The sequence below is a fragment of the Thauera mechernichensis genome (assembly GCF_029588855.1).
Taxonomy (GTDB): domain Bacteria; phylum Pseudomonadota; class Gammaproteobacteria; order Burkholderiales; family Rhodocyclaceae; genus Thauera; species Thauera mechernichensis.
This window is the reverse complement of record NZ_JARQZE010000003.1, coordinates 212,946-230,296: the sequence shown is the minus strand read 5'-3', so window position 1 is coordinate 230,296 and position 17,351 is coordinate 212,946. Positions and strand designations below refer to the sequence as shown.

Here is a 17,351-nt window from a genome sequence, read left to right as displayed (position 1 = left end):
ATGAATCTCTCAGAAGGCTGCGGTCGCGATCGCGGGCATCATCGTGGTCCGCTCCGAGTCGGCATCGGAGGTCCGGTCGGCTCCGGCAAGACGGCGCTCACGCTTGCGCTGTGCCTGGCGCTGCGCGACAAGTACAACATCGCCGTGGTCACCAACGACATCTACACTGCCGAGGATGCCCAGTTCCTCGTGCGCAACGAAGCGCTCGCACCCGAGCGCATCATCGGCGTCGAGACCGGTGGCTGCCCGCATACGGCGATTCGCGAGGACGCCTCGATCAACCTCGAGGCAGTCGATCGGCTCAACGCGCGCTTTCCGGGGCTGGACATCATCTTCGTCGAGTCCGGTGGCGACAACCTGGCGGCGACCTTCTCGCCCGAGCTGTCGGACCTGACGATCTATGTCATCGACGTGTCGGCCGGCGACAAGATCCCGCGCAAGGGGGGGCCGGGCATTACCCGCAGCGACCTGCTGGTGATCAACAAGATCGACCTTGCACCGCTGGTCGGCGCCTCGCTCGAGGTCATGGACCGCGATGCGCGCAAGATGCGTGGTACGCGCCCCTTCGTGTTCTCCAACCAGAAGACGGGCCAGGGACTCGCCGATATCATCGACTTCATCGAGCGTCAGGGCTTGCTGGTGGCGGCCTGAAAGGCGCCTGACGGCCTCGCTGCTTCGCAATCCCGGTAGCTTCATCTGATATTCATTTCTTGAAAGTGCAGGAGTCTCCATCATGAACACCCATCCCGTTCGCGCGGCGCTCGTCGCCGTGGCGCTGGCCACCGTCTCCGGTGCCGCGCTCGCCCACCCCGGCCACGAAGGTGCGAGCTTCTTCAGCGGCTTCGCCCACCCGTTCGGCGGTGTCGACCATTTGCTTGCGATGCTGGCCGTCGGCCTGTACGCGGCGCGCCAGCCCGGCGCCACGCGCTGGATGCTGCCTGCAGGCTTCGTACTGGCGATGCTGGCGGGCGCGGGGTTGGGCGCCCTCGGTTTCGCGCTGCCCGCGGTAGAGGCCGGCATTGCTGCCTCGGTGCTGGTGCTGGGGCTGTTGATCGCGCTTGCCGCGCGTCTGCCCGTGGCGGCGAGCTTGCCCCTCGTCGCCGCCTTCGCGCTCTTCCATGGCCATGCCCACCATGCCGAGATGGAGGGCGCCAGTCTGGCGACCTACGCCCTGGGCTTTGCGCTCGCGACCGCGCTGTTGCACGGCGCCGGCTATGCACTGACGCGGTGGACGCCGCAGACGCTGCTCGGCGACCGTGTCCACCGCGCGGCCGGCGCAGCCATCGCCGGCACCGGGGCTTTGCTGCTCGGCGCCTGAGCCTGACTCCGGCGGCTGCGCTGGGCGCGTACGCACCCGGCGCAGCCGCTGACGCGCTCGAGCTGTTGCAGGCGTAGCTGCCCGATTGGGACTAGCATGCAGGTATCAGCACGGAGGGCGTCATGGACCTGGAGCATTTCGTTTGCAGCCTGCCCAAGGCCGAGTTGCACGTACACATCGAAGGCACGCTGGAGCCGGAGATGATGTTCGAGCTTGCCCGCCGCAACGGTGTGGCCCTGCCGTGGAAGAGCGTGGAAGAGACTCGCGCGGCTTATGCCTTTACCGACCTGCAGAGCTTTCTCGATCTCTACTACGCCGGCGCGGCCGCGCTGATCCATGAGCGCGACTTCTTCGAACTCGCATTGGCCTACTTCGAGCGCGCCCATGCCGATGGCGTGGTGCATGCCGAACTGTTCTTCGACCCGCAGACCCATACCGCACGCGGTGTCGCCTTTGCCACCGTCGTGGATGGCCTGGAGCGTGCCTGCGCCGAGGCCCAGGTGCGCTGGGGGATCAGTTCGCGGCTCATCCTCTGCTTCCTGCGTCATCTGAGCGAGGACGAGGGCTTCGCAACCCTCGAGCAGGCCTTGCCGCAGCTCGCCCGCATCCACGGCGTCGGCCTCGATTCGTCAGAGCGCGGACACCCTCCGGCCAAGTTCGCGCGCCTGTTCGCACGCTGCCGTGAGTTGGGCCTGCACATCGTGGCGCACGCGGGTGAGGAGGGACCGCCGGCCTACATCGTGGACGCGCTCGACGTGCTGAAGGTCGAGCGCATCGACCATGGCGTGCGTTGTGCCGAAGACCCCGCGCTGGTCGAACGCCTGGTGCGCGAGCAGGTTGCGCTGACGGTATGCCCGCTGTCGAACGTCAAGCTGTGCGTGTTTCCCGATCTCGCGCAGCACAACCTGAAGCGGCTTCTTGAGGCCGGCTTGAAGGTGACGATCAACTCCGACGACCCGGCCTATTTCGGCGGCTACATCGCGCGCAACTTCATCGACACCGCGCGTGCGCTGGGCCTGAGCCGCGCGCAGCTCAAGCGCATCGCCCGCAACAGCCTGGAAGCGAGCTTCGTGCCGGAGTCCTTGCGTACGCCCTGGCTGCTGCGGCTGGACGCGATGCCGGCTTGAATGAGGCTGACGATTCGTGCGAGGTGAAGTCGAGCACGCGGGAATTGGTCACGGAAGCACGTCCGAGTGCCTACATATAATGGGCCGACGGTCCGCCGAGGGGGCCTACCCATAAGGCACTGAGCGCGCGCATGCGGTCGATCGACATCTTTCCGTGGCATTCGAACTTCGACACCGGGATCGCGGGAATCGACGCGCAGCACCGCCGCCTGGTCGAGCTGCTGAACCGCCTCGCGGGCAAGGTTGCGCTGTCGGCAACGGTGGACTCGATGCTGCAGGTGTTCGACGCGCTGGCGGACTACGCCGTGCAGCACTTCGAGTACGAGGAGGCGGTATGGCACGATTGCCTTGCCGATGAGCCTGCAGAAGCCCAGCATCGCGAGACACATCAGTCCTTCGTCGAGGAGGTGTGCCGTCTGCGCGGCGAGCTCGCCGCCTCCCGCGTCGATGCGGTCGCGAGCGAGACACTGGAATTCCTCGTGCGCTGGCTCGCTGCGCACATCCTGCAGGCTGATCGCTACATGGCCCTTGTCGTGCGCGCCAGGCAGCGCGGGATGGCCGGCGAGTCAGCCCACGCCTGGGCGCGCGAACAGATGAGCGGTACGGCCCGAGCGCTGACCGACATCATCCTCGAGATGTATGCCGCGCACTCGCACAATACCGTGAGTCTCATCCGCGAACTGGCTGCGCACCGCCAGTCCGACGTCGCGCTGGAGCGCCAGCAGGCTTACCGGAACCTGATCCTCCGGCTCGCGATTTCCTTCGTCAATCTGCCGCTTGAACGCATGGACAACGCCATCGCGGAGGCGCTTGCCGAAATGTCGGGCTTCTTCGCCGCCGACCGCGCCTATGTATTCGACTACGACTTCGTCGATCAGACTGCCACTAACACCTTCGAATGGTGCGCCCCCGGCGTGGCGCCGATGATTGCTGAGTTGCAGCGGTTGCCTCTCAGTCTTAACCCGGATTGGGTTGTGGCGCATCGTGCAGGAGAGCCCCTGGTGGTGCCGGATGTATCCGACCTCCCCTCGGGCTGCGGTCGCGCTTTGCTCGAGGCGCAGGGCATCCGTAGTCTGCTCACCGCTCCGTTGTTGGATGGCAGGGACTGTCTTGGTTTCGTGGGCTTCGATTCCGTTCAGGACTGGCGTAGCTTTGGCCAGGACGAGAGCGAGCTTCTCAAGCTGTTTGCCAACCTGCTAGTGAGCTTGCGCCAGCGTTGCGCGGTCGCCGAGGCTCTGCGTGACAGTGAGCAGCGCTACCGGCGCCTGTTCGAGCAGTCGCATGACGCATTGATGATCGTCGCTCCGCCCGACTGGCGTTTCCAGGCGGGGAATCCGGCGATGATTGCGCTATTCGGGGCGCGTGACCTCGAGCAGCTGCTGACGATGACGCCGGGCGACGTGTCGCCGCCTTTTCAGCCGGATGGGCGTGCGTCTGCGGAGGCTGCGCGGGAGCTGATCGCCCACACCTTGCGTGCCGGCGTCTGGTCCGGAGAGTGGGTCCATCGGCGACTGGATGGGCGCGAGCTGACTTGCACGGTGACGCTGACGCGCACGGAGATTGGCGGCCAGACCGTCGTTCAGGGCACGGTGCGCGACGTTACCCAGCAGAAAGCCCAGCAGCGCCAGCTGGAGCGTATCGCGCACTACGATGCGCTGACCAGCCTGCCCAATCGTGTGTTGCTGGCAGACCGATTACAGCAGGCAATGGCCAGCGCGCATCGGAGGGAGACGACGCTTGCGATCGCCTACCTCGATCTTGATGGCTTCAAGGCGGTCAATGACCGCCATGGGCATGACGCCGGCGACCGCCTGCTGGTGGCGATTGCCGAGCGCATGCGCCGTGCCCTGCGCGAGACGGACACCCTGGCTCGGCTGGGGGGCGACGAGTTCGTGGCCGTACTCATCGATCTGCCCGGACCCGATGCCTGCCTGCCGATGATCGGGCGCCTGCTCGAGGCCGCAGCCGCCGAGATGATCGACGACGGCTACGCCTTGCGCGTGTCGGCGAGCCTGGGCGTGACTTTCTACCCCCAGCCCGAGCCGATCGACGCGGACCAGTTGCTGCGCCAGGCGGACCAGGCGATGTACCAGGCCAAACTCGCCGGCAAGAGCCGCTACCACCTGTTCGACGTTGACCGCGACCGTGCGCTGCGCGGACGGCACGAGAGCCTCGCCCGCCTGGCAAGGGCGCTGGCCGATGGCGAGTTCGTGCTGTTTTACCAGCCCAAGGTCAATATGCGCAGCGGCGAGGTGCTAGGCCTCGAGGCGCTGATCCGCTGGCAGCACCCAGACGGCCGCTTGGTTCCGCCGCTCGATTTTCTGCCACTGATAGAGGAGCAGCCGCTCGAGCTCGAGCTGGGCAACTGGGTGATCGACACGGCGCTCGCACAGATGGCAGCCTGGCGCTGCGGTGGGCTCGAATTGCCGGTGAGCGTTAATGTGAGCGCCAGCCAGCTGCAACACCCTGGCTTCGTCGCGGCACTCGAGCAGGCGCTGGCGCGCCATTCGAGCGTGCCTCCCGATTGGCTGGAACTGGAGATACTAGAGTCGAGTGCGCTGCAGGATATTGAGCTGGTCATCCGGGTGATGGGTGAATGTGCTGCGCTTGGGGTCGGCTTCGCACTCGATGATTTCGGTACCGGCTACTCGTCCCTGACCTATCTGAAGCGGCTACCGGCCGGAACGCTCAAGATCGATCGCAGCTTCGTGCGCGGCATGCTCGATGATTCGGAGGATCGCGCCATCCTCGAGGGCGTATTGGGGCTTGCGCGGGCGTTCCGTCGTACGCCCGTTGCAGAGGGGGTGGAGACTGTCCGCCAGGGTGCGGTGCTGCTTGATCTGGGCTGCGATGTAGGCCAGGGCTATGGAATCGCGCGTCCGATGCCTGCGGCGAGTGTGTCGGACTGGATCCGCAGTTGGAAGCCTGCGCCCGATTGGCGAGCGCTGCCATGATCACGTGTTGTTTAGATAATTATCAAAAACTGAAATAGGGGTGAGCGTTAGACTGATGGCTCGATGACCCGGATCACGGAGTGCTGACATGAGCGTCCGACCCAACCGAGTTGCCAGCCTGCTGGCGGGCTTCTGCCTGCTGCTGCTTGCCACGCTGGCCATCGCGTCCACCGGCACCGCTGATCACAGCAAGTTCAAGGCGTTGCAGGGGCCCTTCAAGTCGGGTGAGGAGGTCACCGCGGCCTGTCTCGCCTGTCACACCGAAGCCGCAAAGCAGGTCATGGCCACACGCCACTGGACCTGGGAGTACGTCAATCCCGACACCGGCCAGAAGCTGGGCAAGAAGACCATGCTAAACGGTTTCTGCATCGGCGACCGTTCGAACGAGGCCTTCTGCCAGTCCTGTCATATCGGCTATGGCTGGAAGGACGAGACCTTTGACTTCACGGCCGAGAACAAGGTCGATTGCCTGGCTTGTCACAACACCGGCGCTTACCGCAAGCTGGCCGGCTTCGCTGGTCATCCACCGTACGAGCGCATCGAGTTCCCGCCCAAGTCCGGCAAGTTCGTCGAGGCCACCGATCTTGCCAGCGTGGCACAGAGCATCGGCGCCACCTCGCGGCGCACCTGCGGCGCCTGCCATTACTTCGGCGGCGGTGGCGACGGCGTCAAGCATGGCGACCTTGACTCCTCGCTCAACAAGCCCGACAAGGCGCTCGACGTGCACATGGCGGCGGACGGGCTCAACTTCACCTGTGCGAGCTGTCACAAGACGGACAAGCATGCCGTCGCCGGCAGCCGCATCAGCATGACCGGCGCCGACCCGCACGGCGCGATCATGCGAGGCGAGAAGACCGACCGCAATCCCGCGACCTGCCAGGCCTGCCATGGCGACCGACCGCACAAGGGTGACTTCCAGCACTCGGAGCGCCTCAACGACCATACCCGCACGCTGGCCTGCCAGACCTGCCACATCCCCGAGTTTGCGCGCGGTGGCGTGCCCACCAAGATGGGCTGGGACTGGTCCACTGCCGGCAAGCTGACACCTGAGGGCAAGCCCTTCCAGCTCAAGGACGACAGGGGACACGTCATCTACGACAGCAAGAAGGGCGATTTCGTGCTCGGCGAGAACGTGCAGCCCGACTACCTGTGGTTCAACGGCCAGGTGAGCTACACCCAGCCCGATACCCGCATCGACCCCGCCACCCGGGTGGCGATCAACACCTTCCATGGCACCCCTGGGGCGTCCGATGCACGCATCTGGCCGGTCAAGACCTTCCACGGCAAGCAACCTTATGACACCGAGCACCTGACTCTGCTCGTGCCGCACACCGCGACGCCGGACGACACCGCCTTCTGGTACAACTTCGACTGGCCCAAGGCGCTTCAGGCCGGTGCGGACGCAACCGGCCAGCCCTACAGCGGCAAGTTCGACTTCGTGGAGACCTCCATGCTGTGGCCGATCACCCACATGGTCGCGCCCAAGGACAAGGCGCTCGACTGCGCCCAGTGCCACGCCAACGACGGGCGGCTCGCCGGGGTGCCCGGAGTGTGGATGCCGGGTCGCGACCGCAACGCGATGCTGGACACTTTCGGTTTCGGCCTTGCTGGCTTGATGCTGCTTGGTGCGATCGGCCACGGCGGACTGCGCTTCCTGACCCGCAACAAGCGCAAGGAGCACTGACATGAGCGAGCGCATCTACCTGTTCACGCGCTTCGAGCGCTTCTGGCACTGGATGCAGGCGGCGCTGATCATCACGCTGCTGGTCACCGGTTTCGCCATCCACGGCAGCCATGGGCTGCTCGATTTCCGCACCGCTGTCGAAGTGCACGAGCTGGCTGCCTGGCTGCTGATTGGGTTGTGGGTCCTGGCGATCTTCTGGCACTTCACCACCGGGCAGTGGAAGCACTACGTACCGACGCTGAGCAATATCGACCGCATGGTGAAGTACTACGCCTACGGCATCTTCATCGGCGCGCCTCACCCCTACAAGGTGACGGTCGAGCGCAAGCACAACCCGCTGCAGCGCATCGCCTACCTCGGTGTGAAACTGCTCATCAATCCGCTGGTGTGGGTCTCGGGGCTGGTCTACCTGTTCTGGGGGCGGCTGCAGCCGCTGATGCCCGATGGCCTCGGCCTGCAGCAGGTGGCGCAGCTGCACACCCTGGGGGCCTTCCTGATGCTGGCTTTCCTGATCATCCACGTGTATCTGGCCACCGCCGGACACACACCGCTCGCCCACATCAAGGCGATGATCACCGGCTGGGAGGACGTGCACGACGAGGGCGGCGCCACCGCCAAGCCGGCCGCACCCGCCCGCCACTGAGGCGGTGGAGGCGGTTTGAGCAGGCCAACTTTTGCCTTGGATGAGGTCTAATGGTCTCCCCAAGCCCAGAGGAGTGTCCGCCGATGAAGCCCCCCCGCATCGTCGTGATGGCCGGCAGCCGCCGTGCCGAGGCCCTGTCCCGTCGTGTCGCCTTCGCCTGCGTACAGGCCTTGCAGGCGGCCGGTGCCGAAGTCGAGCATGTCGAGCTCGCCGACTATCCGGCGCCGCTCTACGATGGCGACCTCGAGGTGGCACAAGGGCTGCCGGACTGCATCGTGCGTCTTCAGCACATCCTGCATGCGAGCGATGGCCTGCTGGTGGTGAATCCCGAGTACAACGGCTCGGTCACGCCGCTGCTGAAGAACACGCTCGACTGGTGCTCGCGCCCCAATCCTGCGGACCGCGCGCGCTCGGGCGGCGCGGTGTACGCAGGACGAGCGGCCGCGGTGGTGGGCAGCTCGCCGGGCGCGCTGGGCGGGATGCGCGTGCTCTTCCATGTGCGCGACATCCTCGGCTATCTCGGCATGCAGGTGATCCCGCAGCAGCTCGCGGTCGCCAAGGCGGGCGATGCGGTGGGCGAGGACGGACGGCTGAAGGATGGCGCGCAACAGGCGATGCTCGAGGCGCTGGCGGTTGCGCTGGCCGACTGCGCGCGCCGGCTACGCGCCTGAACCCATGTCCGCTTCCCGCAGCGCCTGCAGCAGCTGTCGAGCCTGCTGCAAAACGCGCTCGGCCTCGTCCGCATCGAAATCGCTGGCGTAGCGTTTCTTGACGCCCTGTTCATTGAGCAGCATGTGGCGAGCGGGTTGCACGCCACGCTGGGCCAGACTGCTGCGGGTGCATTCGAGTGCGCAGCCGTCGATGGCGAGGATGGGGCGGCCGGACTGCGCGATCCGCACCAGGTGCGGTACGTTGCCGCCGACCCCGGCGATGCAGGACATCTCGGCCTCGCCTTCGCGGTCCAGGCGCAGCGCGACGTGGTTCGCCATCTGCGCGGCACTGGAGCAGCCGGAACAGGAGTAGACGAGGGGCAGGTCCTTCTTGCGCCCGGCCATGGCGGAGCCTCGCAGGTGCTGGTGACGGAAGCCGCCAGTTTACCCCGCTTCGGCCCGATGGGCGCGGCGTCAGCGCCGAGCCACTGCGGGCGCTCTCCGCTCAGCCGTTAGAATGCGCCGTCCCGCAACGCATTGAGCCGAGTCCACACGTGTCCTGCAGACGCCGCTTCCACCATGGCACCAACCCCGCCCGCGCTCAGAGCATCGCCGAGTTGCGCGCAATGGCTGCACGCCGGCTACCGAACTTCTGCCTCGAGTATCTCGAGGGCGGTGCCGATGACGAGATCACGCTGTCGCGCAACCGCAAGGCGTTGGATGAGGTGCTGTGGTTGCCGCGCACCCTGGTCGATGTGTCGCAGCGTGAGCTTGCCGTGCCCTTGTTCGGCCAGGACAGTGCGCTGCCGATGGTGATCGCGCCAACCGGTTTCAACGGTTTGCTTGCGGATGGGGGCGACCGGGTGCTGGCCGAGGTTGCGCATGCGGCCGGGATCCCCTTCTGTCAGAGCATGGTGTCGACCGTCGCCCTCGAGGACATCGTTGCTACCGGGGTGCGGCACTGGATGCAGATCTACCCGTTCAAGGACCGCGACAACGTTGCTGCGGTGGTGAAGCGCGCTGAACTTGCGGGCTCGGAGGCGATCGTGCTTACCACCGACGCTTCGGTGTTCGGCAACCGCGAGTGGGACCGGCGCAATTACCGCGCACCGATGAAGCTGAACCTGTGCAACCTCATCGATGTGGCCAGGCATCCGCGCTGGGTGTGGGACGTGCTGGTGCCGCGCGGCATGCCGCGCTTTCGCAACCTGGGCAACTTGCCTGCGGGCATGGACAGTGCGCGCAATGCGGCGACCTGGCTTGCGGCGCAGATGGATACCTCGCTGACCTGGGACGATGTGCGCTGGCTGCGTGCACTGTGGCCGCGCAAGCTGTTGGTGAAGGGCGTCCTGATGCCCGAGGACGCATTGCGCGCGCGCGACGCCGGGGCGGATGGCGTGGTGGTGAGCAACCACGGCGGGCGCCAGCTCGATACCGTGCCGGCCCCGATCGAGATGCTGGCCGCGGTGCGCGAGGCGGTGGGGCCCGACATGACGGTGATCGTCGACAGCGGCTTTCGCCGCGGCAGCGATTTCGTCAAGGCACGCGCACTGGGTGCGGATGCCGCGATGTCGGGCAGGGCGACGCTCTACGGCCTGGCGGCGGCCGGCCATGGCGGCGCTGCACGGGCGGTGGAGATCTTGCGCAGCGAAATGGCGCGCACCCTCGGCCTGATCGGCTGTGCGCAGATGCGTGAGGTGGACGGGCGCTACGTCGGGCGCGGCTGAGGCCGGTGCTACACGCCCCACACCACGGGGGTGTCCTCGCGCAGTGACTCTTCCAGCATGTTGAGCAGGGGCCAGGCGCGTTGGGCGAGGCCGACCGGGGCGTTCATGCCGCTGCGGCCGGCTTCCTTGTCGGCTTCGTCATCGTCCTCGGTGCGTCGGCGCTCGAGTTCGGCCTGGCGCTGGCGGTCCTCTTCGATCGCGGCCTTGAGGCGGGCGATGGCTTCGGGGATCTGATCGACGGTGACGATGCCCTTGCCGTCGTCGGGGTCCTTGCCGAGGAGGGTGATGAGCCGCTTGGCGATGTCGCCGAACATGATCACGTCGGCACTGGCATTGGACTTGAAGGTGACCAGCATGGAATCCGTTCTCCTGATGTTTTACAGACCCTTGACCGCGTAGATGCCGGGCGCGTTGCGCCAGTAACCCTTGTAGTCCATGCCGCAGCCGAACAGGAAGCGGTCGGCGATGTCGAGGCCGGTGAAGTCGGCGCGCATGCCGGGCGTAGCCTTGCGGTCGTGGAGCTTGTGCACCAGCACGGCGGACAGCACCTCGGCGGCGCCTTCTTCCTGCAGGTGCTCGATGATGGCCTTGAGCGTGTGGCCTTCGTCGAGGATGTCGTCGAGTACCAGCACGGTGCGGCCACGCAGGTCCTGGGTGGGGCGTACGCGCCAGTCGAGCAGCGTGCCCTGCAGTGCGTGGCCGTAGCGGGTGGCGTGGAGGTAGGCGACTTCGAGCGGGAAGGGCAGGCGCGGCAGGATGCGACCGGCGAGAATCAGGCCGCCATTCATCACCGCGTAAACGAGTGGGTTGCGCTCCCCCAGGCGGGCGGTGATCTCCGCTGCCATGCGGTCGAGTGCAGCTTCGACGGTGGCGTCGTCGGCCAGGCAGTCGGCTTCTTCGCGGGCGCGCTTGATTTGTTCGAGGTCGAGAGACATGTTCGGGGTCCTGGTGGGCGGTGACCGATCGGCTGGCCGGTCGCGCATTTTAGCGCCGACCACGCGTGGACGCTTGTGCGCGCTCCTGCGCCGCGGTAAAAGGTGCGGGTCTCCGCCCTTGCCTGGAATGCTGCCATGCCCATCCACGAAATCCGCCATCCCCTCGTGCGCCACAAGATCGGCCTGATGCGCGAGGCGGACATCAGCACCAAGAAGTTTCGCGAACTGACTGCCGAGATCGCACGCTTGCTCGCCTACGAGGCGTGCAAGGACTTCCCGCTCGAGGACGTGGAGATTCAGGGCTGGGCCGGGCCGGTGAAGATCGAGCAGATCAAGGGCAAGAAGGTCACTGTGGTGCCCATCCTGCGCGCCGGCCTGGGCATGCTCGACGGCGTGCTCGACATGGTGCCGAGTGCCAAGGTGAGCGTGGTCGGCATCGCGCGCAACGAGGAGACGCTGCAGCCAGCGCCCTACTTCGAGAAGTTCGTCGGCCAGCTCGATGAGCGCATGGCGTTGATCATCGACCCGATGCTCGCCACCGGCGGCTCGATGGTGGCGACCGTCGACATGCTCAAGCGCAATGGCTGTGCCCATGTACGTGCGCTCGTGCTGGTGGCTGCGCCCGAGGGGATTGCGCTGATGAACGCGCAGCATCCGGATGTGGATATCTACACCGCGAGCATCGACAGCCACCTCAACGAGCACGGCTACATCATCCCCGGGCTGGGCGATGCCGGTGACAAGATCTTCGGCACCCGGCACAACTGAACGCCCGGCGGCGCTCCGGTGCCGTCCGTCATCGCCGTTTCATCCATAACGACAACCATGCCGGCGGCGCGGCGCGTTTGCTGCGAACGTCCGGCGGAGAACCTCCATGCGTGAAATTCCCATCCAGTCGGCCGATCCGCTGTGGCGGCAGGCCATCTCAGGCGCCCAGATCCTGTTCGTCGCCTTCGGCGCGCTCGTGCTCGTGCCACTGCTCACCGGGCTCAACCCGGCGCTTGCGTTGCTAGGCGCCGGGGTCGGTACCCTGCTGTTCCAGCTCATCACCGGGCGCCAGGTGCCGATTTTCCTGGGTTCGAGCTTTGCCTTCATCGCGCCGATCATCTTCAGCATCCAGACCTGGGGGCTGCCGGCGACCATGGGTGCGCTCGCCTGCGTGTCGCTGATGTACTTCCTCTTCGCCGGGGTGGTGTGGAGGCACGGCGCCGAGATCGTGCACCGCTACATGCCGCCGGTGGTGGTGGGGCCGATCATCATGATCATCGGCCTGTCGCTGGCGGCGGTGGGCGTGAACATGGCAATGGGGCGCTCGGGCGACGGCAAGATCGAACTCGTACCCTACGCGACGGCAATGACGGTGGCGGCGATCGCCTTCGGGGTGACGGTCATCGTCGCCGTGTTCGCGCGCGGCTTCCTCAAGCTGGTGCCCATCCTGTGCGGCGTCGGCGCCGGCTATGTGGCGGCGATCCTGTTCGGACTGGTGGATTTCGGCGTGGTGGCGGCAGCCCCCTGGTTTGCAATGCCGCAGTTCGTGGCGCCGAGCTTCGAGCTGGCGGCCATCCTCTTCATGCTGCCGGTTGCGCTGGCACCGGCGATCGAGCACGTTGGCGACGTGCTCGCGATCGGCGGCGTGACCGGCAAGGACTACACCGAGAAGCCCGGCCTGCATCGCACGCTGGCCGGTGACGGCGTAGGCGTGTTGTTCTCCGGCCTGATCGGCGGGCCGCCGATCACCACCTACTCCGAGGTGACCGGCGCGGTCACGCTGACCAAGAACTACAACCCGGCGATCATGACCTGGGCTGCGGTGCTGGCCATCATCCTGGCCTTCTTCGGCAAGTTCAATGCGCTGCTGGCCTCGATTCCGGTGCCGGTGATGGGCGGCATCATGATGCTGATGTTCGGCTCGGTGGCGAGCGTGGGCCTGAACACCCTGATCAAGGCGCGTACCGACCTCGACGAGCCGCGCAACCTGGTGATCGTCTCCGCGGTGCTGGTGATGGGGATCGGTGGCCTGGCGCTGAACTTCGACGGCCTCACGCTGCAGGGCGTCAGCCTGTGCGGCGTTGTCGCCGTGGTGTTGAACCTGATCCTGCCGAATCGCCAAGGGCGCGCTTGAGCGCACGAAGCACCAGCCGAAGCGCCGGCGCAAGCACCGGTAGCAGCGCGGCCGGTGTGCCGCGCAGGCGCTTGTAGAGCAGCCAGCCCAACCAGGCGCGCTTGGCAATGCGCAGGCTGAGGCGGGGGCGGGCGGCGAGCAGGGCGAGGGCGCCGAGCGACAGCAGCGGGGCCTGTTCCTTGGCCCATGCGAAGTGTTCGCGCACACCGTCGACGCGGTCGAGGGTGGCGTCGACACCCTCCAGCCGCCAGGACAGGTCTGCGCGTTGGCTGGCGGCGCGCAACTGCAGGCGTTGCTTGCGCAGTGCGAGTTCGAGCGTGCGTGGATCCGTCCTCATGACAAGATCAGGCGTCCTCGTCGCGCCGCTGGACTGCCTGGCGGTCGCGCTTGAGTTCGGCCAGGCTGGCGGCAAACAGCTGGCTACCGCGGCGCAGTTCGCGTGCGGCGTTGGTGGCGGCGAGCAGGCCGCCGCCCAGGCATGCCGCAGTGGCCACGCCGAGCGCCAGCAGGCGGTGTTCCTCCCAGAACAGCACGGTGAGGAAGATGAGCAGGAAAACCAGGCCGAAGCCGAGCAGCAGGCCGCATAGCACGATGTTGAGCGCCACTGCGCTCAGTCGCAGCTTTTCTTCCTGCAGCTCGACCGTCAGTAGTTCGAGCCGGGTCTGCACCGTCTGCAGCCCGGCATCGATTGCGCCGCGCAGGGTTTCGGCCAGGCGCGGTCGACGTGGCTCGGCCATGGCGCCGTGCCTTAGCGCCGGCTCGAAAGCAGGCCGAGCAGGAAGGCGACGCCTGCGGCAATGCCCACCGCCTGCCAGGGCTTCTCATGTACGTAGTCGTCAGTGGCACGCGCCGCCTTGCGCCCGGTGTCGACGATGGCGTCTTCGGCATCCTTGAGGCGCTCTTTGGCGAGCGTCAGTCGTGCGCCGAGGCGGCCATGGACATCGGCTGCCTTGCCCTTGGCGTCATCTGCGGTCAGTTCGAGGAGCTCTTCGGCGTCGTTGATGAGGGTTCTGAGGTCCTCGATCAGCTTGTCCTTGGATGTGTCTGTGGTCGTGCTCATGATGGCCTCCTGAAGTTGAGTGACTACGACAATGGCGGACGATCGAAGGTTTCGTCGTCAAGGCTAGACCGATTGCGGGGTAATGGCAATTTCCCTAGCCCGTGGCGCACATGCCATGTCGAATGCGGCGGTGTTGCGTCGCAGCAATTCGTGTAGCATCAGGTCAGACGCCGGCTTGCGATTCAGGGCCGTCGCTGCAGTGGAGGGACTGGCGGACCCTTGCAGCGCCGAGCGCCCCTACCCGGCTGCCATCACAGACCAAGATCGATATGCCTCCTTCGTCCGACATTGCCACTCAGCCCGTCGAGGTGCTGCCCGACTATCTCAGCCGGACGTACTCCTGGGCTTATCTCGATCCGCGCACCGTGCCCTGGCTCGATCGCTCGCCGGTCGTGTCGGCGATCCTGTGGGGTAACGCGGCCCGCCTCATGCGGTGGGCGGTTGCGCAGTTTGTGCCCGGCGAAACGGTGCTACAGGCCGCGTGCGTGTATGGAGGCTTCTCGCCGATGCTGGCGCGTCGGGTGGGGGAGCAAGGCCGTCTCACGGTCCTCGATGTAGCGCCGATCCAGGTTGATAACGTGCGCCGCAAGCTGGTCGGCCTGCCGCAGGCCGAGGCACGCGTGGCCGATCTCACCCAGCGGCAGGATGCGTGTTTCGACGCGGCGTGCTGCTTCTTCCTGCTGCATGAGGTGCCGGCGCGCGAGCGCCGGCTGATCGTGGCCAATCTGTTGGCTGCGGTTAGGCCGGGCGGGCGGGTCGTATTCGTGGACTACCATCGCGCCAGTGCCTGGCACCCCCTGCGGCCGCTCATGGGCCTGGTGTTCCGCTGGCTCGAACCGTTTGCGCAGTCGCTGCTCGACACACCCATCGAATCCCTGGCTGAGGCGGCGTCCGACTTTGAATGGCGCAAGCAAACCTGCTTCGGCGGGCTGTATCAGCTCGTCGTCGCCACCCGGCGCCAGGTTTCGGAGTGACGGTCGCGGTCTCTACAGAGACCAGTCGTAGTCGATCGTCAGCGGGGCGTGGTCGGAGAAGCGCTGTGCTTTGTAGACCGAGGCGTTCAGGGCCGCGGCGGCCAACTCCGGAGTGGAGATCTGGTAGTCGAGGCGCCAGCCCACGTTCTTCGCCCACGCCTGGCCGCGATTCGACCACCAGGTGTAGCAGTCGTCGGTGGCCTCGGGGTACAGACGGCGATAGACGTCCACCCAACCCTGCTCGTCGAACAGGCGGCTGAGCCAGGCGCGTTCCTCGGGCAGAAAGCCGGAGTTCTTCTGGTTCGATTTCCAGTTCCTGAGGTCGATCTCGCGGTGGGCGATGTTCCAGTCCCCGCACACCACCACCTCCTGGCCGCTGGCGAACAGCGTCGCCATATGGGGAAGGAAGCGTTCCATGAAGGCGAACTTGATTTGCAGGCGTTCCTCCGAACTCGAGCCTGATGGCAGGTAGAGCGACACCACGGAGAGTTTGCCGAAGTCCAGCTGCAGGAAGCGACCCTCGGCGTCGATGTCGGCGATGCCCAGGCCTTCGATGACACGGTCTGGTGCGTGGCGGCTGTAGATGCCGACGCCGCTGTAGCCCTTCTTCTCGGCGTGGTGGAACCAGCCCTTGAGCCCCGCCGGCGCCCGCATTGCGTCGCTCAGGTCGCCCGCCTGAGCCTTGAGCTCCTGCAGGCAGACGAGGTCCGCCTGCTGGTCCGGGAGCCAGTCGAAGAGCCCCTTGGTCGCTGCCGAGCGGATGCCGTTGAGGTTGAGTGAGATGATGCGTAACATGGGCGGTTCTATGAATGACGCTGCGTGGCAGCCAGAAGAACGTGGATTTTAGCCGGGATTTCATCGAACTCGCCTGCCGCAAGGGGGTGTTGCGCTTCGGCGCCTTCGTCACCAAGGCGGGGCGCAACTCGCCTTACTTCTTCAACGCCGGCCTGTTCGACGACGGTGTGTCCTTTCGCGAGCTGTGCGGATTCTATGCGCGTACGATTCGCGCCTCGGGCGTCGCCTGCGACATGCTGTTCGGCCCTGCCTACAAGGGCATCCCGCTCGTGGCCGGCACGGCGATCCGGCTCGCCGAGGAGGGTGTCGACCTGCCGTTCGCGTTCAACCGCAAGGAGGCGAAGGATCACGGCGAGGGCGGAACGCTCATCGGCGCGCCGCTCAAGGGCCGCGTGCTGATCCTCGATGACGTCATTTCTGCGGGGACGTCGGTGCGTGAGTCGGTGGAACTGATCCGTGCTGCCGGTGCGACGCCGGCTGGCGTCGTCATTGCGCTCGACCGCATGGAGCGCGGCAAGACCGCGCTGTCCGCCGTCGAGGAAGTGCGCGAAACCTTCGGCATTCCTGTCATTGCGGTGGCGACACTCGAGGACCTGATCGGCTACCTTGCCGGCAGCCCCGAACTGGCCGCGAACCTGGATGCGGTCAAGGCCTATCGGGACTTGTATGGAATCGCGTCGCGCTGAGACAGGTCTCGTCTTGCTCGCTTGCGCGCTCGTCCTCGCCGGAGTGCCGGGAGCGTCCGTAGCGCAGGCGGGCGGGCGTACGATCTATTGCTGCGACGTCGGTGGCCAACCGGTGTGCGGCGATATCCTGCCTGCAGCCTGCTATGGCCGGGCGTATCGCGAGATGAGCCCTTCGGGCGTGGTGCGGCGCGTGGTAGCCGCGCCCTTGACGCCGGAGGAGATCGCCCGCCGTGCCGAGGTCGAGCGCCAGCACCGCGCTGCAGAGGCCGATCGCCAGCGCCAGTTGCGCCTGGATCAGGCGCTGCTCGAAACCTATCGCAGTCTGGACGACCTCGATAGCCGGCGCGACCGCGAACTGCGCGATCTCGACCGCAGCATCCGGGAACTGCGCGAGCGCGAGTCGGAACTCGTCAAGCGCCAGAGCGCACTGATCTCGGATGCGACCCAGACCGACGACAGCGCGGTTGCCGCCAGCCTCGAGGAAGACATCCGCACGCTGGATAGCGAGATCATCACGCAGTCGCGCGTGATCGCCGCCAAGTTGCGCGAGCGCAGCGCCGTGCTCGACCGCTTCGAGGAGCATCGGCAGCGCTACGTTGAGTTGATGGGGGCGCCCTCTGCCAATGGTGTGTCCCGCAATGGCAGGGGCGTGGTGCCAGGCTCGAACGACTGAGGG

Annotated in this window: 20 protein-coding genes; 13 read left to right on the top strand and 7 right to left on the bottom strand. The window is 66.3% G+C overall.

Annotation, left to right across the window (positions count from 1 at the left end; translation table 11 throughout):
- The 7 genes from ureG to P7F68_RS06045 all read left to right on the top strand — a co-directional run bounded on the left by ureG (position 1) and on the right by P7F68_RS06045 (position 8,397).
- Positions 1–651 carry an urease accessory protein UreG gene (gene ureG, locus P7F68_RS06075; RefSeq protein WP_002931490.1) on the top strand — a complete coding sequence of 217 codons (651 nt, stop codon included), beginning with the start codon at positions 1–3 and terminating at the stop codon, positions 649–651.
- Between the two features lie 82 nt (positions 652–733).
- Complete coding sequence (locus tag P7F68_RS06070; RefSeq protein ID WP_002939893.1) at positions 734–1,318, top strand: HupE/UreJ family protein; 585 nt, start codon at positions 734–736, stop codon at positions 1,316–1,318.
- A 122-nt stretch (positions 1,319–1,440) separates the two neighbouring features.
- Positions 1,441–2,445 carry an adenosine deaminase gene (locus P7F68_RS06065; RefSeq protein WP_277831523.1) on the top strand — a complete coding sequence of 335 codons (1,005 nt, stop codon included), beginning with the start codon at positions 1,441–1,443 and terminating at the stop codon, positions 2,443–2,445.
- Positions 2,446–2,576: 131 nt separating this feature from the next.
- Positions 2,577–5,399 (top strand): bacteriohemerythrin, encoded by a 2,823-nt coding sequence (locus P7F68_RS06060; protein WP_277831520.1) that lies wholly within the window; start codon positions 2,577–2,579, stop codon positions 5,397–5,399.
- Positions 5,400–5,487: 88 nt separating this feature from the next.
- Complete coding sequence (locus P7F68_RS06055; RefSeq protein ID WP_277831518.1) at positions 5,488–7,083, top strand: tetrathionate reductase family octaheme c-type cytochrome; 1,596 nt, start codon at positions 5,488–5,490, stop codon at positions 7,081–7,083.
- A 1-nt stretch (position 7,084) separates the two neighbouring features.
- The gene (locus tag P7F68_RS06050) at positions 7,085–7,726 is read left to right on the top strand and encodes a cytochrome b/b6 domain-containing protein (RefSeq protein ID WP_277831516.1); all 642 of its coding nucleotides are present in this window, start codon (positions 7,085–7,087) and stop codon (positions 7,724–7,726) included.
- 83 nt (positions 7,727–7,809) lie between these two features.
- Positions 7,810–8,397, top strand: coding sequence for an NADPH-dependent FMN reductase (locus tag P7F68_RS06045; protein WP_002939882.1), 588 nt, complete (start codon positions 7,810–7,812; stop codon positions 8,395–8,397).
- Here P7F68_RS06045 and P7F68_RS06040 read toward each other — a convergent pair.
- On the bottom strand, positions 8,386–8,781 hold the full coding sequence (locus tag P7F68_RS06040) for a putative zinc-binding protein (protein WP_277831513.1): 396 nt from the start codon (positions 8,779–8,781) through the stop codon (positions 8,386–8,388). The genes P7F68_RS06045 and P7F68_RS06040 overlap by 12 nt on opposite strands.
- A gap of 149 nt (positions 8,782–8,930) precedes the next feature.
- On the opposite strand from P7F68_RS06040, the gene P7F68_RS06035 reads away from it, so the two are divergent.
- Positions 8,931–10,103 (top strand): alpha-hydroxy acid oxidase, encoded by a 1,173-nt coding sequence (locus P7F68_RS06035; protein WP_198291788.1) that lies wholly within the window; start codon positions 8,931–8,933, stop codon positions 10,101–10,103.
- Positions 10,104–10,111: 8 nt separating this feature from the next.
- Here P7F68_RS06035 and P7F68_RS06030 read toward each other — a convergent pair whose 3' ends face one another.
- Positions 10,112–10,459 carry a DUF1840 domain-containing protein gene (locus P7F68_RS06030; RefSeq protein ID WP_002939873.1) on the bottom strand — a complete coding sequence of 116 codons (348 nt, stop codon included), beginning with the start codon at positions 10,457–10,459 and terminating at the stop codon, positions 10,112–10,114.
- A gap of 21 nt (positions 10,460–10,480) precedes the next feature.
- Positions 10,481–11,038: a hypoxanthine-guanine phosphoribosyltransferase gene (locus P7F68_RS06025; RefSeq protein WP_002931502.1), complete on the bottom strand. Its 558-nt coding sequence runs from the start codon at positions 11,036–11,038 to the stop codon at positions 10,481–10,483.
- Positions 11,039–11,173: 135 nt separating this feature from the next.
- Between P7F68_RS06025 and upp the strand changes: the two genes are divergently transcribed.
- Together upp and P7F68_RS06015 are read left to right on the top strand one after the other, a co-directional pair.
- Complete coding sequence (gene upp / locus P7F68_RS06020; protein ID WP_002931503.1) at positions 11,174–11,806, top strand: uracil phosphoribosyltransferase; 633 nt, start codon at positions 11,174–11,176, stop codon at positions 11,804–11,806.
- 106 nt (positions 11,807–11,912) lie between these two features.
- Entirely contained in the window at positions 11,913–13,160 is a 1,248-nt protein-coding gene (locus P7F68_RS06015) for a uracil-xanthine permease family protein (protein ID WP_270068578.1), read from the top strand.
- Here P7F68_RS06015 and P7F68_RS06010 read toward each other — a convergent pair.
- The 3 genes from P7F68_RS06010 to P7F68_RS06000 are packed head-to-tail and all read right to left on the bottom strand — an operon-like array spanning position 13,093 to position 14,220.
- On the bottom strand, positions 13,093–13,497 hold the full coding sequence (locus P7F68_RS06010) for a YqjK family protein (protein WP_002939868.1): 405 nt from the start codon (positions 13,495–13,497) through the stop codon (positions 13,093–13,095). The two genes, P7F68_RS06015 and P7F68_RS06010, sit on opposite strands and share 68 nt — an antisense overlap.
- Before the next feature lie 7 nt (positions 13,498–13,504).
- Positions 13,505–13,897 (bottom strand): phage holin family protein, encoded by a 393-nt coding sequence (locus P7F68_RS06005; protein ID WP_002931506.1) that lies wholly within the window; start codon positions 13,895–13,897, stop codon positions 13,505–13,507.
- Positions 13,898–13,908: 11 nt separating this feature from the next.
- Positions 13,909–14,220 (bottom strand): ElaB/YgaM/YqjD family protein, encoded by a 312-nt coding sequence (locus P7F68_RS06000; RefSeq protein WP_002931507.1) that lies wholly within the window; start codon positions 14,218–14,220, stop codon positions 13,909–13,911.
- Between the two features lie 269 nt (positions 14,221–14,489).
- Between P7F68_RS06000 and rquA the strand changes: the two genes are divergently transcribed.
- A complete protein-coding gene (gene rquA / locus P7F68_RS05995) occupies positions 14,490–15,194 on the top strand; it encodes a rhodoquinone biosynthesis methyltransferase RquA (protein WP_277831501.1) in 705 nt (234 codons plus the stop codon).
- Between the two features lie 12 nt (positions 15,195–15,206).
- Here rquA and P7F68_RS05990 read toward each other — a convergent pair whose 3' ends face one another.
- Positions 15,207–15,989 carry an exodeoxyribonuclease III gene (locus P7F68_RS05990; protein WP_277831499.1) on the bottom strand — a complete coding sequence of 261 codons (783 nt, stop codon included), beginning with the start codon at positions 15,987–15,989 and terminating at the stop codon, positions 15,207–15,209.
- A gap of 41 nt (positions 15,990–16,030) precedes the next feature.
- On the opposite strand from P7F68_RS05990, the gene pyrE reads away from it, so the two are divergent.
- Positions 16,031–16,675 carry an orotate phosphoribosyltransferase gene (pyrE, locus tag P7F68_RS05985; protein ID WP_002931511.1) on the top strand — a complete coding sequence of 215 codons (645 nt, stop codon included), beginning with the start codon at positions 16,031–16,033 and terminating at the stop codon, positions 16,673–16,675.
- Positions 16,656–17,348, top strand: coding sequence for a hypothetical protein (locus tag P7F68_RS05980; protein ID WP_037982718.1), 693 nt, complete (start codon positions 16,656–16,658; stop codon positions 17,346–17,348). Before pyrE ends, P7F68_RS05980 begins: the two co-directional genes overlap by 20 nt.
- The last annotated feature ends 3 nt before the right edge of the window (positions 17,349–17,351 follow it).

Coding starts and splice junctions, on each gene's coding strand:
- rquA (WP_277831501.1), top strand. CDS start 14,490: ATGCCTCCTTCGTCCGACATTGCCACTCAGCCCGTCGAGGTGCTGCCC.
- P7F68_RS06070 (WP_002939893.1), top strand. CDS start 734: ATGAACACCCATCCCGTTCGCGCGGCGCTCGTCGCCGTGGCGCTGGCC.
- P7F68_RS06060 (WP_277831520.1), top strand. CDS start 2,577: ATGCGGTCGATCGACATCTTTCCGTGGCATTCGAACTTCGACACCGGG.
- P7F68_RS06045 (WP_002939882.1), top strand. CDS start 7,810: ATGAAGCCCCCCCGCATCGTCGTGATGGCCGGCAGCCGCCGTGCCGAG.
- ureG (WP_002931490.1), top strand. CDS start 1: ATGAATCTCTCAGAAGGCTGCGGTCGCGATCGCGGGCATCATCGTGGT.
- P7F68_RS05990 (WP_277831499.1), bottom strand. CDS start 15,989: ATGTTACGCATCATCTCACTCAACCTCAACGGCATCCGCTCGGCAGCG.
- P7F68_RS06025 (WP_002931502.1), bottom strand. CDS start 11,038: ATGTCTCTCGACCTCGAACAAATCAAGCGCGCCCGCGAAGAAGCCGAC.
- P7F68_RS06030 (WP_002939873.1), bottom strand. CDS start 10,459: ATGCTGGTCACCTTCAAGTCCAATGCCAGTGCCGACGTGATCATGTTC.
- P7F68_RS06050 (WP_277831516.1), top strand. CDS start 7,085: ATGAGCGAGCGCATCTACCTGTTCACGCGCTTCGAGCGCTTCTGGCAC.
- P7F68_RS06065 (WP_277831523.1), top strand. CDS start 1,441: ATGGACCTGGAGCATTTCGTTTGCAGCCTGCCCAAGGCCGAGTTGCAC.
- P7F68_RS06040 (WP_277831513.1), bottom strand. CDS start 8,781: ATGGCCGGGCGCAAGAAGGACCTGCCCCTCGTCTACTCCTGTTCCGGC.
- P7F68_RS06055 (WP_277831518.1), top strand. CDS start 5,488: ATGAGCGTCCGACCCAACCGAGTTGCCAGCCTGCTGGCGGGCTTCTGC.
- upp (WP_002931503.1), top strand. CDS start 11,174: ATGCCCATCCACGAAATCCGCCATCCCCTCGTGCGCCACAAGATCGGC.
- P7F68_RS06000 (WP_002931507.1), bottom strand. CDS start 14,220: ATGAGCACGACCACAGACACATCCAAGGACAAGCTGATCGAGGACCTC.
- P7F68_RS05980 (WP_037982718.1), top strand. CDS start 16,656: ATGGAATCGCGTCGCGCTGAGACAGGTCTCGTCTTGCTCGCTTGCGCG.
- P7F68_RS06015 (WP_270068578.1), top strand. CDS start 11,913: ATGCGTGAAATTCCCATCCAGTCGGCCGATCCGCTGTGGCGGCAGGCC.
- P7F68_RS06005 (WP_002931506.1), bottom strand. CDS start 13,897: ATGGCCGAGCCACGTCGACCGCGCCTGGCCGAAACCCTGCGCGGCGCA.
- P7F68_RS06010 (WP_002939868.1), bottom strand. CDS start 13,497: ATGAGGACGGATCCACGCACGCTCGAACTCGCACTGCGCAAGCAACGC.